Below are 13859 nucleotides of genomic sequence, written 5' to 3'. Positions count from 1 at the left end.
CATGGTCACGGCCGAGAACGAGATGAAGACGGACGCCACCGAGCCGAACCAGAACCAGTTCACCTACACCAACGGTGACCGGGTCCTGAACTGGGCCCGCTCCAACGGCAAGCGGGTCCGCGGCCACGCCCTGGCCTGGCACTCCCAGCAGCCCGGCTGGATGCAGAACATGTCCGGCACCGCGCTGCGCAACGCGATGCTCAACCACGTCACCCAGGTCGCCACCCACTACCGCGGCCAGGTCTACGCCTGGGACGTGGTCAACGAGGCCTTCGCCGACGGCAGCAGCGGCGCCCGCCGCGACTCCAACCTCCAGCGCACCGGCAACGACTGGATCGAGGCCGCCTTCCGCGCCGCCCGCACCGCCGACCCCGGCGCCAAGCTCTGCTACAACGACTACAACATCGACGACTGGTCGCACGCCAAGACCCAGGCGGTCTACAGCATGGTCCGCGACTTCAAGAGCCGTGGCGTGCCCGTCGACTGCGTCGGCCTCCAGAGCCACTTCAACAGCCAGTCCCCGGTCCCGAGCAACTACCAGACCACGATCTCGTCGTTCGCCGCTCTCGGCGTCGAGGTGCAGATCACCGAGCTCGACATCCAGGGGTCCGGCACCACCCAGGCCAACAACTACAGCCGCGTCGTGAACGCCTGCCTGGCCGTCACCCGCTGCGCCGGTATCACCGTCTGGGGCGTCCGGGACACCGACTCCTGGCTCGCCTCGAGCACCCCGCTGCTCTTCGACGGCAGCGGCAACAAGAAGGCCGCCTACACGTCCACCCTCGCGGCGCTCAACGCCGCGGTGCCGACGTCGAACCCCACCACGACCACGACGCCGACCACGACCGCGAGCCCGACCGCGACCACGTCCCCGACGCCGACCACGACCCCGACCACGGGGACGACCTGCGCCCTGCCGTCGACCTACCGCTGGTCGTCGACGGGTGCGCTGGCCACCCCGAGGGCGGGCTGGGTGTCGTTGAAGGACTTCACGACCGCTCCGTACAACGGTGGGCACCTGGTCTACGCGACCACCCACGACACCGGCACCTCCTGGGGCTCGATGGCCTTCGGCACCGTCACGAACCTGTCGCAGCTGGGCTCCAGCAGCCAGACCGCGATGTCCCAGGGGACCGTCGCACCCTCGCTGTTCTACTTCGCACCGAAGAACATCTGGGTGCTGGCCTACCAGTGGGGTCCTACGACCTTCTCGTACAAGACCTCCAGCAACCCCGCCAACCCCAACGGGTGGTCGGCCGCGCAGACACTGTTCACCGGGTCCATCACCAACTCGAGCACCGGGCCCATCGACCAGACCGTCATCGGTGACGACACGAACATGTACCTGTTCTTCGCCGGCGACAACGGCCGCATCTACCGGGCCGGCATGCCGATCGGGAACTTCCCGGGCAGCTTCGGCTCCACCTCGACGGTGGTCATGAGCGACACGACCAACAACCTGTTCGAGGCCCCGCAGGTCTACAAGCTCCAGGGCCAGAACCGGTACCTCATGATCGTCGAGGCGATCGGGGCGAACGGGCGCTACTTCCGCTCCTTCACGGCCACCAGCCTGAACGGGACGTGGACACCGCAGGCCGCCACCGAGGGCAACCCCTTCGCCGGCAAGGCCAACAGCGGCGCGACCTGGACCAACGACATCAGCCACGGGGAGCTGATCCGCACCAGCGCGGACCAGACCAACACGGTCGACCCCTGCAACCTGCAGCTGCTCTACCAGGGCCGCTCCCCGAGCTCGGGCGGCGACTACGGCCTCCTGCCCTACCGTCCCGGCCTGCTCACCCTGCAGCGCTGAACGGTGTGAGGTCGACGCAGCCCACCGGCTGACGGACCTCCGGACGACGACCGTGCCGTCGTCCCGCACGCCGCGGACGCGGACNACGAACGGCGCCGCGGTCGACCGCGGCGCCGTTCGTCGTCTCCCCGGAACGGGTCGTCCACCCGCGCCCTCAGCGCGCCGGTCGCGGCGTGACCCACAACCGGATGACTCCCTCGACGACGACCGTGCCGTCGTCCCGCACGCCGCGGACGCGGACCGGCACGTCGGGGTCGTCGCCGGTCCACTGCTGCGGGTCCGTCTCGGCGATGCACGTGATGTCGCTCGTCGCCTTCGCGGTGTAGGCGACCTCCATCCCCTTGGGGATCCACCGCATGTCCGCGGGGATGCTCACCTCGGCGAGCGCGCCCATCGCCGCCTCGAGCCCGTTGCACAGCGCGATCGCGTGCACGGTCTTCAGGTGGTTGTGCACCCGGCGCCGCTTGGGGACGACGAGCTCGGCGTAGTTCGGCCGCAGCGCCACGAACCGTGGCCGGACCGTCGCGAAGTACGGCGCCTTGAGCGCGAACGCCTTCGAGAAGACCGCTTTGCCGACAGCGAACCGACCCACCCGGACCCGGCTCGTCGCCGTCCACATCGAGAGTACGCGCATGCGGGGACTCTAGGCTACCCGCGGGTAACTTAACCAGACCGGGGCGTGGATAGGGTGCCGGTCGTGGACGAGCCGGCACGCGCCGTCGAGGTACGGACCTCGGGCCGGATGCTCGCGGTCCGGTCCGACGGGCGGGTCCTGCTGCTGAGCGGCACCGACCCCGCGCGCCCCGGATCGGCCTTCTGGTTCTCGGTCGGCGGCGGGCTCGAGCCGGGCGAGACGGCGCTCGACGCGGCGGTCCGCGAGCTGCGCGAGGAGACCGGGATCGTCGTCGACCCGGCGGACGTCACGCCTGAGCTGGCGCGCCAGACGTTCACGCTGACGTGGCGCGGCGAGCCTGTCGTGCGCGACAGCGTCTTCTTCGCCGTCCGGGTGCCGGACGGCACCGTCGCCAGGTTCGACGGCCTCACCGGGAACGAGGCCGAGTTCACCACGGGAACGGCGTGGCTCACCGCCGACGAGCTGCTCGCGAGCGGAGCGGGCGCGCACCCGGTGCTCGTGGACGTCGTCCGGACGGCGGTCGCCGCGGTGCTGGGCGGCGTCCGGTAACAGCCGTAGCCAGGGCCCGGGTGGGACGCGGGAGTCTCCACCCGGGCCCGGCGGTCGACGGGGCCGCAGCAGTCGTCGGGACAGCAGCTACCGGGACAGCAGCTACCGGGACAGCAGCGACCGGAGCACGGCCTCGAGCTCGGCGGCGGGGTCGGTGACGCGGCCCTGCGAGCGCCAGGCGACGTGCGCGTCGGGGCGGACGAGGACGCAGCCGTCCTCGGCGACCTCACGGGCGCGGGCCCAGTCCTCGTAGAGGTCCTCGTACTCGCGGCCGGGTCCGACGACGTACGCGACGAGGTCGAGGCCGAGCAGCTTGGCGACCTTCTCGGCGGCGTCCGCCCAGGGCTGGCCGGTGATGCCGGTGAGCAGGCAGAACCGGCCCTTGCCGGCGAGGTCGTGGGTGCTCACCTTGTGGCCGCCGCGGCCGAGCCAGACGTGCGGCAACCGGGCGCCCGGCCACGTCGTCGGGTGGTAGTAGAGCTCGGGGTCGCGGGAGTACTGCGGCTCCGGCGTCCCGTCGGCGACGACCGCGGACGACGCGTAGCGCTGCCCGAGCTCGACGCCGTGCGCGTTGAACTCGTAGTCCTTGAGCTCGAGCGCGACCCGCAGCGCGCGGCGCTTCTCGGCACCCTCGGGGGTGTCGTCCGCCCGGGCCGCGATCCGGGCGCGCATCACCTCGGGGTCCGAGGTGTCGGTGATGCCGAGCGCCTCGAAGATCGCGCCGAACTCCTCGATGCTCTTGTTGGCGCGCAGCACGATCTGCTGGCCGACCGGCGCCCGCTCGGCGTCGTAGGAGTCGAGCAGGGCCTCGCCCGCCGTCCCGCGGAGCACGAGCGCGAGCTTCCACGCGAGGTTGTACGCGTCCTGCACCGAGGTGTTCGAGCCGAGGCCGTTCGACGGCGGGTGCCGGTGGGTCGCGTCGCCCATGCAGAAGACCCGGTCGGCCCGGTACCGGGTCGCGTACATCTTGTTGTTGCCCCACAGGGACGTCGACCGGATCGTCACCGGGATCGTGTCGTCACCGACGAGGTCGTGGACGATCTTGATCGCGGCCTCGTCGTCGACCTCGGGCGGCGGCCGGCTGATGTCGTAGCCCCAGACGACGAGCCACTCGTTCCACGGGCGGACCATGCGGACGAGCCCGAGGCCGATGCCGCCGATGTCCGCGCCGGGCTTGAGCACCCAGTACAGGACGCTCGGCCGGTGCTCGACGTACTGCGTGAGGTCGGCGTGGAAGACGATGTTCATGCTGCCGGCGATGTCCATCTGGCCCTCGAACGGCAGGCCGACGTCGCGCGCGACGGCGCTGCGGCCGCCGTCCGCGCCGATGACGTACTTGGCGCGGATCGTCGACACCGCGCCGGAGACCCTGTCCCGCACCGTGACGGTGACACCGGTGTCGTCCTGCACGAGTCCGAGGTACTCGGTGTCGAACCGGATCCGGCTGCCCCGCGCGGCCGCGTGGCCGATGAGGATCGGCTCGAGGAGCGTCTGCGGGATGTCGGCGTTCGGCGACGGGCTCGCCTGCAGGTAGTCGGCCTCGCGCGCCGGGTGCGTCTCCCACGTGCGGACCCGGCCGATCTCGTCCCCGGCGAGGCTCGTGCAGAAGACCGTGTCGCCCATGAGGTGGTGCGGCGTGCCCTGGGCGAGCAGGTCCGCCTCGATGCCGAGGTCGCGGAAGATCTCGATGGTCCGCTGGTTCGTGATGTGCGCGCGCGGGGTGTTCGCCGTCCAGCGGTACTTCGTGATGACGAGGTGCTCGACGCCGAGCGTCGCGAGGAACAGCGCGGCGGAGCCACCGGCCGGGCCGCTGCCGATGACGAGGACGTCGGTCTCGACGTCGTGGTCGGACGGCGTGGCGCTGCGTCGGTCGGACGGCAGGTCGGACGTGCTGGGCTCCGGCGGGGTGGACGCCGTCGGCTCGGTCATCAGGTCTCCTGGACGAGGACGAGGTCGAAGGTGACGTCGGCCCACGGGCCGTCGAGCACGCGGCCGTCGGGGGCGGTGCCGGCCGGGTGGTCGGCGAAGTCGGCGACGAGGGACTCCTTGACGCCGAAGACGGCGTCGTTCGTCAGGTACTCGTCGCCCGCGGCGAAGATGTGGGTGACGAGGGTGCGGTGGCCGGGCGCGCTGACCATGAAGTGGATGTGCGCCGGGCGCATCGGCCCGCGCCCGGCGGCCTTGAGCAGGTCGCCGACCGGGCCGTCGTCCGGGATCGGGTAGGCCGCCGGCCGCACGCTCCAGAACGCGAACCGGCCCTCGTCGTCCGCCTGCAGGCGGCCGCGGGCGGCGGTGACGTCCCCCGCGTACTGGACGTCGTAGAACCCGTCCTCGTCGGACTGCCAGACCTCGAGCCAGGCACCGGCGAGCGGGGTGCCGTCGGTCGACAGCACCCGGCCCGACACGTGGCACGGCACGCCCTTGGCCCCGAACGACAGGTCGCCGCCGATCGCGATCGTCGGGGCGTCGGCGACGAAGAACGGGCCGAAGACCGTTGACTCGGTGGCCCCGGCGCTCACCGGTGCGTTGACGGCGATCGTCAGCATCGACAACCCGAGGACGTCGGACAGCAGGATGAACTCCTGCCGCCGGTCGTCGGTGATGTGGCCGGTGCGGGTGAGGAAGCCGATCGCCGCCTCCCACTCCGCCTGGGTGAGCCGGACGTCGCGGGCGAAGGCGTGCAGGTGCGTGACGAGCGACTGCATGACCTCGCGGTAGCGGTCGTCGGTCGAGCCCTCGAACGACGCGAGCACCGCCGCGGTGACCGCCGCCTCGCGGCCGGCCTGCAGCGCGTCGTCCGACGCGCCGGCTGGTTCGGTGCTCACGGGACCTCCTCGTCCGGCGACGGGCCGACCGGTCCGTCGTGTGACCGCCCTCACTGTCGCGCGCCGCCGTCCATACGTCCAATACCTGTTTGCAGGGCTGGCCATACGCTGCACCTCTGGGCAAGGGACTAGGAGGAGGCGCTCGCGTGGAGCTGAGGCAGCTGCGCTCCTTCGTCGCCGTCGCCGAGGAGCGGTCGGTGACCCGGGCCGCCGCGCGCCTGCACATCACCCAGCCGCCGCTGTCGGCGCAGCTGGCCCGGCTCGAGCACGAGGTCGGCGTCCCGCTGCTCGACCGGCACAACCGCGGGGTCGAGCTCACCGAGGCCGGCGAGGAGCTGCTCGTGCACGCCCGGCGGCTGCTCGCCGGGGTCGACGCCGCGACGGACGCCGTCCGCCGGGTCGGGCAGGGCCGCACCGGCCGGCTCGGGCTCGCGTTCGTCGCCGCGAGCGCCTGGAGCGTGCTGCCGCCACTGCTCGCCCAGCTGCGCTCGGAGCTGCCCGACGTCACGGTCGACCTCGTGCAGGCCGGGCCGGACGAGGTCGTCGAGCACGTGCGCGCCGGCCGCTGCGACCTCGGCCTCGTGCACCTGCTGCCGCAGCCGCCGGTCGACCGGGACCTCGACGTCGCCGTCGTCGACCGGGAGCCGCTCGTCGCGGTGCTGCCGCGGGCGCACCCGATGGCGTCCGGCGAGCGGGCCGACCTCGCCTCGCTCGCGGGCGAGACCTTCCTGGCGCCGACCCGGACGCCGCGCGGCGCGCTGCACCCGCACCTCGTCGCCGCCTGCCGGCTCGCCGGGTTCGAGCCCGACGTCCGGGAGGTCGGCCTGGCCCAGACCGTCGTCGCGTTCGTCGGTGCGGGCCTGGGGGTCTCGGTGCTGCCCGCGAGCGCGGGGTCGGTCTGCGGCGAGGGTGCGGTCGCGGTGCCGCTGCGGCTCAACGCACCGATCGTCGAGACGGCGCTCGTCCGGCGCCGCGGCAGCGCGCCGTCCCCGGTGACCCGCCGGTTCCTGCGGCTCGCGATGTCGACGCCCGAGCCCGACGTCCTCGGCCCGGCGCTGGCCCGGCGTCCCCGGCCGTGACCGCCGGCCGTGACCGCCGTCCGTCGGCCGGCCGGTGACTCGCAGGCGGCAGGCGGACCCTCAGCGAGCCGGGCGGCGTGGGCGTCGCGCGGTGGGCGATACTGGCGCGAAGGGCGGGTCAGTCGCAGTCGGCCCAGCTCAGTTCGGCCTGCGCCTTCTCGTGGGCCGTGCCGAAATCGTTGACGTAGTCCACGAGGAGAGTCCCGCTACTGCCTCCGTCGGTCATCGTGATCGTGCCACCGGTCTGACGAAAGAGCACGTCGTCGTCGGCCGGGCCGTCTCCGCCGGCAAGGACGGCGTTGATGATCGGCTGACCAGGAGCGGACTTTGCGACACCGGTCGCCGGGTCCTTCTCGGGCACCGGGAACGTGCCATCGCGCATCTCGTGCACGGTGACTTGCAGCAGGTATGGGTGCTGGCCCTCGAAATGGAAGTAGCCGGAGTCGTCGCGGGTGCACGAGACCTGACCGCTGAACGGTCCCTCGTACGAGTAGTAGCCGGTGAGCTTGATGGTCGCGCTGCGCCCATTTCCGGATCCACCCGTCGCCGCGACGGACGCCGTAGCCCTGGCCGTTGATGCCTCGGGGACGGGCTGATCCGATGCCGATGAGCTGCACCCCATCGTGCCGCCCAGCACCGTGAGGCCCGCCAGGATCGTGGCGAGGGCACCGTTTCCGTGTGGCCGTGCATGCATGAACTGCTCCGATGACGGTCCTGATACGACGGAGCCGACCGTAGATCGCGGCTCGCATGCTCACCAGGCGGGAACGGCAGATCAGCCGCGGAAGGACCGGCAGGATCACTCGAGGCCGGACTTGGATCTGGTCACTCGTCGATTCTGAGACACCCACCGGCGCTCCAGGCTCGGTCAGTAGCGTGGGCCAGGAGGGCCGGACGGACTCTGGTGCGGCCGCGGTGCATCGCCGGGTCCGTCGGGCGTCGGCGGATCGTGGTACGTGTCGGGTCCACGCACACCGAGGCCGAGGTCGGGCTGCTCCGGGAGCGGGAGCCGCGAGATGGCCCACGCGGTGTGTCAGAGGTGGGCGCGAGGTCGTCCCGCCTGTTTGTGAGACATCCCGGCGTGCGTGCACTCCCTCGCGATGCCGACGCCCGTGACCGCCGTCCGCCGGCCGGAGGGCGCGGTCCTGGGAGACCGTGCGGCCGGCGGACGGCGATCGTCCGGGAGGCGGGTCAGCGGTGCAGCGGCGGGACGGCGTTGCGGGCCAGCTCCAGGGCCATCGCCCCGAACCAGTCACCGGCCGCGGGGTCGACGATGCCGCCCCGCTCCGGGTCGGTCGTCGAGCCGGCGACCCCCCGGTTGCACTGCCCGTCGGACTCGCCGGGGATCTTCACCCACAGCAGCGCCGCGGCCAGCGGGTTCCCGGTGCGGGTGGTGGGCCTGGGGCCGAGGCCGCGCCCGACCGGGTTGCACCAGTCCTGCGGGTCCGGGTAGACGCCGGCCGGCGGCTCCCACGGGCCGAGGCCGTTGCGGCTGGTGTCGACGACGAAGCGCGCGGTCGGCGTGACGCCGGCGAGCATCGACGTGTAGCGGGCCGTGATCGACGCCGTGTCGAGGTCGGCCTGCGTCGCGGTGTCGCTCCACTCGCCGTACTTGCTCAGCGCGACGCCGTTGAAGCCGTTCGTCGGGCCGCCGTTCCAGTACTGGTTCGGGCAGTCGCCGACCGAGGCCGGCGTCGTCACCCGGGTCACCCAGGCCAGGCACGAGGAGATCCACGTGCCGTAGAACTGCGAGTTCACCGTGTACTGGTAGTTCGACACGTTGAGGTAGAACCCGTCCGCCCGCTCGACACCGGCCTTGAGCAACCGGTCGGTCACGTCGCCGACGTTGAGCCAGCCGCTGTGCGTGCCGTCGAGGTAGAGGTCGACCTTCGGCAGCGCGGTGAGGACGTCGACCGCGTCGTTGAGCTCGGCGAAGCGGGTCTGCGGGTCGGCCTCGGGCGCCGGGGCGCCGTCCACCTGCGGCTGGCACCACTCGGGCGCCGATTGCCCGACCGGGGTGTACCAGGGGATGATCCCGAGGCTGTCCGGCTCGAGCAGGACGACGGCGCGCCGGCCGCCGATGCCCTTCGCGACGGCACGGACCCACGACGCGTACTCGGCCGCGTTCGAGGCGCCGCCGGAGGAGTACTGGGCACAGTCCCGGTAGGGGATGTTGTAGAGGACGAGCACGGGGACGGTCTTCTTCGCGGCCGCCCGGCGGACGACGGCGGCGACGTCCGCCCTCGTGCGGGCGTCGGTCGTGCCGCCGTTGACCCAGACTGCCTGCGGGGTCTCGATCATCGCCTCGACGCGCTCGGCGTCCGCCCGGGCACCGGCCTTGCGCAGCGCCTTGATCTGGGCCGGGGCACCGGGGTCGGGCGGCGGCACGTAGAACCGGGTCGCTCCGCCGTGGTCGTCGCGCGCCTGGGCGGCAGGTGCAGCGGCGAGCCCGCTCAGGGCCAGCGCGCCGGCCAGGAGCGTGCCGAGGACGGCGCGACGGCGACGCCCGCCCGGCGACACCGGGCGGGTCGGCCAGGCGGACGGTCGGGCGGTCAGGGGTCTGTTCACGGGGGCTCCTCACGCAGGAGCGACCCTGCGCCTGGCCCGCGCAGCATCGCGACGGAGACGGCGCGCACGCTGTCTCCGCGCGACGCCGCACGACCGACCGGGTGCGCCGCCGTCACCGGCTGGGAGACCGCTGGGAGCGCTCCCGGTCACCCGACATCTGACTCGATATCGACGATCAAGTCAAGAGGCACCAATCCCGACAATCGCTGCGTGAGGTCGGGTCAGGCGTCGCGCCGCAGCCGGTAGAAGACCGGCGCCCGGCGGCGCAGGGGCGCGGGCATGCCCGCCGTCTCGGCCGGCTGCTCGTCGACGACCGACCAGCCGCGGTACGCGGCCGTGAGGTCGGCGGCGTCCGCCCCGCGCGGCAGCGGACCGCGCCCGCCCGGCGCGAAGCACAGCGCGAGCATCGTCGCGCCGGCCGCGGTGACCCGCTCGACCCCGCGGCCGAGCAGCGCACGCTGCGGCGTGGCGAGGCCGTGGAAGCAGCCGACGTCGAGCACGAAGTCGTACCCGCGGCCGACCGACTCCGGCAGCGCGGTGACGTCGGCCTCGAGGAACGTCACGTGCTGCCCGGCGCCGGCCGCCCGGTCGCGTGCCGCCGCGAGCGCCCGCGGGACGACGTCCACCCCGGTGACCTCCCAGCCGCGTCGGGCCAGCTCGACACTGTGCGCCCCGCGGCCGCAGCCGAGGTCGAGCGCGCGACCGGGCGGCGTCCGGACCTCCTCCCGGTCGAGCAGGCCGCCGAACTGCTCGGCGGCCTCCGCACCGGCACGCTCCCAGGGCGCGATCCCGAGCCGGTAGGCGAGTACGTAGCCGATGGTCATGACGCCCCTTCTCCGCGGCGCCCTCGCACCGCTGTCAATTCGATCCAGTATCGCTGGATCGAATATCTGTAGACTGCCCCTGATGTCCAGACCGGTCAAGACCCGCGGCTACAGCTCCCCGGCGCGTGAGGCCCAGGCCCGCGAGACCCGGCGCCGCGTCGTCGACGCCGCGACCCGGCTCTTCGTCGAACGCGGCTACCCGCGGACGACGATCGCCGCGGTCGGCTCCGAGGCCGGTGTCGCGGCGGACACCGTGCTGCACCTCTTCGGGAGCAAGCTCGCGCTGCTCAAGGAGGCGATGGACGTCGTCATCGGCGGCGACGACGCGGACGTCGCCCTGCTCGACCGCGAGGGCCCGCAGGCGATGCGGGCCGAGCCGGACCAGCGCCGGCAGCTGGAGATGTTCGCGGCAGGGGTGACGACCCAGCTCGAGCGGATCCGGCCGGCGGACGACATCCTCCGCGGCGCCGCGGCGGTCGACGCGGACGCCGCCGCGCTGCGCGAGGACCTCCAGCTCCGGCAGCGCCGCGGCGCGATGCTCGCCGTCGCCGGCTGGGTCGCCGCCAACGGCGGCTTCCGCGACGGCCGGACGACGGAGGAGGCCGCGGCCGTGCTCTGGACGACGACGAGCCCCGAGGTGCACCGGATGCTGCGCGTCGACTGGGGCTGGACGGCGCAGGCGTACGAGGACTGGCTGCGGACGACGCTCACGGCGACGCTGCTGGAGGGCTCGTAGACGCCGGACGGCGAAGGCGCGCGGTCGTGCTGGAGGCGAAGAAGGCGACGAACGCGACGACGAACGCGAGGTCGCCGACCGCGGCGACCAGGGTGAGCGGTCCTGCCTGTCCGGCAGCCGCCTCGGACAGCAGGCGGACCGCGTACATCGCCTTGCCTGCTCCGCCGAGGGCCACCACGAGCGCATGACGGCGGGGCGCGAAGGCGGCGACCAGGTAGCCCACCCCGAAGAGGAACGTCTGGCCCGAGGAACCACGGAACAGCACCAGGACGTCCTCGGTCACCGGGCCGGCGTGGAAGCGCTGGTACGCGGCCGCGGGGTCGACGAGTCCAGGAACCGCACCGAGCATCGTCCACAGGCCCGCGGCGAGGAAGAGCAGCCCCCACCCGTGAGGGACCCAGGACCGGGGAGCGGACCGGGGAGCGGGCGCCGGCAGCCCGGCCAGGTCGGTGCGACGTTCTGGTGTCGTTGGCATGAGGCTGTTGTGCCACCCGCAGGCAGGCAAGTCCTCGACCTATGTCGAGAGACGCCCGGATCTCCGGATCCGGCTCAGCTGCGTCGGCGTGATGCCCAGGTGCGCTGCGATCTGGTACTTCGGCAGGTCCTGCTCGATCGTCGGGTGCCGCTCGAGCAGGAGGCGCAGCCGCTCCGTGGCGGGCAGAGTGACCAGCTCGATCTCCCGCCTCTCGTTCTCCAGGTAGAGCAGCTCGGCGAACCGCCTCGCCAGCCGCTCGAGATCCCGGTGCCGATCGATCAGTCCCTGCACCCGTGGCCAGTCGGCGAAGTGCACGGTGCAGTCGGTGAGCGCCTGCTGGGGTGTACGCACGGGCTCACCGGTCAGCAGCGAGGCGTAGTCGCCCACGAGCGCCGGGCCGTGGAACAGGTACTTGCTGTACTCGCTCCCGTCGGGGCTGACGTAGTACGCGCGGACCCAGCCGGCCTCGAGCAGGCCGAGGCGCATCGCCGGTCTGCCTGCGGGCGCGACGTGAGCGCCCTTGGCGACCCGCGTGGCGTGGAGGAGCGGCTCGAGCGCCGCCCACGTGCCGGGCTCGAGCGGGGAGATCGCGCTGACGTACCCGAGGAGCGCCGCGGACAGCACCATCGCGGTCAGCCCACCAGGACCCGGCTGTGCACGGCTGCGGCGGTCCCCCTCTGTCCCACCGGTGCAACCTAGACGACCTCCGCGACACGGTGCCAGGCTCCCCGGAAGGCTCCCGAGCCGACGCAAACGAATGGCCCCTGCTGCGTCTTCGCAGGTCAGGGGCCACATCGTCTGGTGCGCGAGGGGGGAGTTGAACCCCCACGTCCTTTCGGACACACGGACCTGAACCGTGCGCGTCTGCCTATTCCGCCACTCGCGCGTTGCCGGACGAGGCTATCACCCGTGGCGGGGTCGTCCCGCACGGATTCCCCTGGCCGGGCGCAGCCCCGCGGCCCTACCGTCCCGCGGGTGGACACCACAGATCCCGCCCCGCTGCCTGATGCCCCACTGCCTGATGCCCCCGAGTACGGGCGGGCGATGCCGGCGTTCTCCGCGAACCTCCTCGTGCGCGACCCGCGACTGTCGGCGGGCTGGTACCGCGACGTGCTCGGGGCGCTCGTCCGGCACGCGGACGAGACGTTCGCGGCGCTCGAGCTGCCCGTCGCCCTCGCCGGGGTGCCGGGCCGGGTGCCGCTCATGCTCCACGCCGACCTCACCTACCGTGCGCACGCGTGGGCCGGCGAGCTCGCGGACGGCGTCCGGCGGGGGCTCGGGGCGGAGCTGCGGCTGCTCGGGGTGGACCCGGACGCCGTGGCCGCCGCGGCGCAGGACCAGGGCAGCCCGGTGCTCGCCGGGGCCGCCGACAAGCCCCACGGCTGGCGGGAGTGCGTCGTCGAGGACCCCGACGGGTACGCCTGGGCGGTCGGTGTGCCGATCTGACCGGCTCGCCCCGGTCCGTCCGCTGCGACCTCCCCCGAACTACCGAGGAGCGAGGCTTGCGTCACGCTCGGCGACCAGTCGCGCAACCTTCTGAGCGCGCGGGACGTCACCAGGTGTGACGAGTAGGTGGAGATCCGGTCACAGTCCCCCTCGGGGGGAGCACGGGGTTCCTCCCGGGGGCCCCCGCGCCGTTAGGCTGACGGGGTTATGGCCGGCAGGGCCACCCTCCGGCCTGTCCTGGGGCCGCGAGGTCGCCACGGTGTGGCGGAGAGGAGGACGGCCGTGGGAGTGCTCGACCGCTTCGAGAAGGGCATCGAGCGTGCGGTGAACGGCGCGTTCGCGAAGGCCTTCCGCAGTGAGGTGCAGCCCGTCGAGATCGCGAGCGCCCTGCGCCGCGAGTGCGACGAGAAGGCCTCGGTCGTCGGCCGTGACCGCACGATCGCGCCGAACACGTTCGTCGTCGAGCTCGGCCGGGCCGACCACGACCGGCTCGGCGAGTGGGAGACCGCGCTCGGCGACGAGCTGAGCGCCGCCGTGCACGAGCACGCCCGCCAGCAGCGCTACGCCTTCGTCGGCCCCGTGCAGGTGCAGTTCGCCGAGGCCGACGACCTCGACACCGGGGTGTTCCGGGTCCGCAGCCAGACGGCGCGACCGGAGTCCCACCAGCAGCAGTACGCGGCCCCGCAGCAGGCTCCCCAGGCCCCGCCGGCCCCGCAGGAGCTGCCGTACGCCCCGCACGAGCAGCACTACGCGCCGCAGGCCCAGCAGCCCGACCCGTACGCGCCGGCCCCGCAGGGCAGCCCGCTGCCCGCGGCACCGCCGTACCCGGGCGCGGGGTAGGACGGCGCGGGGTACGACGGGGCCGGGTAGGCGGGTGCCGGGGCGGCCGCCTACCCGGCCCCGTCGTACC

Annotated in this window: 14 protein-coding genes and 1 tRNA gene; 6 read left to right on the top strand and 9 right to left on the bottom strand. The window is 73.0% G+C overall.

The features are described 5' to 3' along the window. Positions 1 to 1813, top strand: a 1813-nt coding sequence (locus EDJALFJO_RS06320) for a non-reducing end alpha-L-arabinofuranosidase family hydrolase (RefSeq protein ID WP_088283320.1), incomplete at its 5' end; no start/stop codon positions are given. A gap of 154 nt (positions 1814 to 1967) precedes the next feature. Here EDJALFJO_RS06320 and EDJALFJO_RS06315 read toward each other — a convergent pair. Then, complete coding sequence (locus EDJALFJO_RS06315) at positions 1968 to 2447, bottom strand: hotdog fold domain-containing protein (RefSeq protein WP_088283318.1); 480 nt, start codon at positions 2445 to 2447, stop codon at positions 1968 to 1970. 63 nt (positions 2448 to 2510) lie between these two features. On the opposite strand from EDJALFJO_RS06315, the gene EDJALFJO_RS06310 reads away from it, so the two are divergent. Then, positions 2511 to 2996, top strand: coding sequence for an NUDIX hydrolase (locus EDJALFJO_RS06310; protein ID WP_143448330.1), 486 nt, complete (start codon positions 2511 to 2513; stop codon positions 2994 to 2996). 102 nt (positions 2997 to 3098) lie between these two features. Here EDJALFJO_RS06310 and EDJALFJO_RS06305 read toward each other — a convergent pair whose 3' ends face one another. Continuing rightward, a complete protein-coding gene (locus tag EDJALFJO_RS06305; RefSeq protein WP_088283314.1) occupies positions 3099 to 4925 on the bottom strand; it encodes an FAD-dependent monooxygenase in 1827 nt (608 codons plus the stop codon). Further along, on the bottom strand, positions 4925 to 5821 hold the full coding sequence (locus EDJALFJO_RS06300) for an intradiol ring-cleavage dioxygenase (RefSeq protein WP_233149709.1): 897 nt from the start codon (positions 5819 to 5821) through the stop codon (positions 4925 to 4927). Before EDJALFJO_RS06300 ends, EDJALFJO_RS06305 begins: the two co-directional genes overlap by 1 nt. 146 nt (positions 5822 to 5967) lie before the next feature. Between EDJALFJO_RS06300 and EDJALFJO_RS06295 the strand changes: the two genes are divergently transcribed. Next, on the top strand, positions 5968 to 6900 hold the full coding sequence (locus tag EDJALFJO_RS06295; RefSeq protein ID WP_143448329.1) for a LysR family transcriptional regulator: 933 nt from the start codon (positions 5968 to 5970) through the stop codon (positions 6898 to 6900). Between the two features lie 118 nt (positions 6901 to 7018). Here EDJALFJO_RS06295 and EDJALFJO_RS06290 read toward each other — a convergent pair whose 3' ends face one another. The 3 genes from EDJALFJO_RS06290 to EDJALFJO_RS06280 all read right to left on the bottom strand — a co-directional run bounded on the left by EDJALFJO_RS06290 (position 7019) and on the right by EDJALFJO_RS06280 (position 10292). Further along, positions 7019 to 7594: a hypothetical protein gene (locus tag EDJALFJO_RS06290; RefSeq protein WP_088283309.1), complete on the bottom strand. Its 576-nt coding sequence runs from the start codon at positions 7592 to 7594 to the stop codon at positions 7019 to 7021. 497 nt (positions 7595 to 8091) lie between these two features. Beyond that, complete coding sequence (locus EDJALFJO_RS06285; RefSeq protein WP_198950057.1) at positions 8092 to 9468, bottom strand: glycoside hydrolase family 6 protein; 1377 nt, start codon at positions 9466 to 9468, stop codon at positions 8092 to 8094. Positions 9469 to 9689: 221 nt separating this feature from the next. Further along, positions 9690 to 10292 (bottom strand): bifunctional 2-polyprenyl-6-hydroxyphenol methylase/3-demethylubiquinol 3-O-methyltransferase UbiG, encoded by a 603-nt coding sequence (locus EDJALFJO_RS06280; RefSeq protein ID WP_088283307.1) that lies wholly within the window; start codon positions 10290 to 10292, stop codon positions 9690 to 9692. A gap of 82 nt (positions 10293 to 10374) precedes the next feature. Here EDJALFJO_RS06280 and EDJALFJO_RS06275 point away from each other — a divergent pair, with 82 nt between their 5' ends. Beyond that, positions 10375 to 11028, top strand: coding sequence for a TetR/AcrR family transcriptional regulator (locus tag EDJALFJO_RS06275; RefSeq protein ID WP_158220310.1), 654 nt, complete (start codon positions 10375 to 10377; stop codon positions 11026 to 11028). Here the strand turns inward: EDJALFJO_RS06275 and EDJALFJO_RS06270 are convergent. The 3 genes from EDJALFJO_RS06270 to EDJALFJO_RS06260 all read right to left on the bottom strand — a co-directional run bounded on the left by EDJALFJO_RS06270 (position 11000) and on the right by EDJALFJO_RS06260 (position 12389). Further along, positions 11000 to 11503 carry a hypothetical protein gene (locus tag EDJALFJO_RS06270; protein WP_143448328.1) on the bottom strand — a complete coding sequence of 168 codons (504 nt, stop codon included), beginning with the start codon at positions 11501 to 11503 and terminating at the stop codon, positions 11000 to 11002. The genes EDJALFJO_RS06275 and EDJALFJO_RS06270 overlap by 29 nt on opposite strands. A gap of 39 nt (positions 11504 to 11542) precedes the next feature. Then, positions 11543 to 12130, bottom strand: coding sequence for a Crp/Fnr family transcriptional regulator (locus tag EDJALFJO_RS06265; protein WP_088283301.1), 588 nt, complete (start codon positions 12128 to 12130; stop codon positions 11543 to 11545). A 172-nt stretch (positions 12131 to 12302) separates the two neighbouring features. Further along, positions 12303 to 12389 (bottom strand) — tRNA-Leu (locus EDJALFJO_RS06260). Positions 12390 to 12478: 89 nt separating this feature from the next. On the opposite strand from EDJALFJO_RS06260, the gene EDJALFJO_RS06255 reads away from it, so the two are divergent. Together EDJALFJO_RS06255 and EDJALFJO_RS06250 are read left to right on the top strand one after the other, a co-directional pair. Continuing rightward, the gene (locus EDJALFJO_RS06255) at positions 12479 to 12949 is read left to right on the top strand and encodes a VOC family protein (RefSeq protein WP_143448326.1); all 471 of its coding nucleotides are present in this window, start codon (positions 12479 to 12481) and stop codon (positions 12947 to 12949) included. A gap of 282 nt (positions 12950 to 13231) precedes the next feature. Beyond that, positions 13232 to 13789 carry a DUF3662 domain-containing protein gene (locus tag EDJALFJO_RS06250; RefSeq protein ID WP_158220309.1) on the top strand — a complete coding sequence of 186 codons (558 nt, stop codon included), beginning with the start codon at positions 13232 to 13234 and terminating at the stop codon, positions 13787 to 13789. The last annotated feature ends 70 nt before the right edge of the window (positions 13790 to 13859 follow it).

It is taken from the genome of Kineosporia sp. A_224, assembly GCF_002198655.1.
Taxonomy (GTDB): domain Bacteria; phylum Actinomycetota; class Actinomycetes; order Actinomycetales; family Kineosporiaceae; genus R-H-3.
This window is presented reverse-complemented; position numbering and strand designations above follow the sequence as displayed.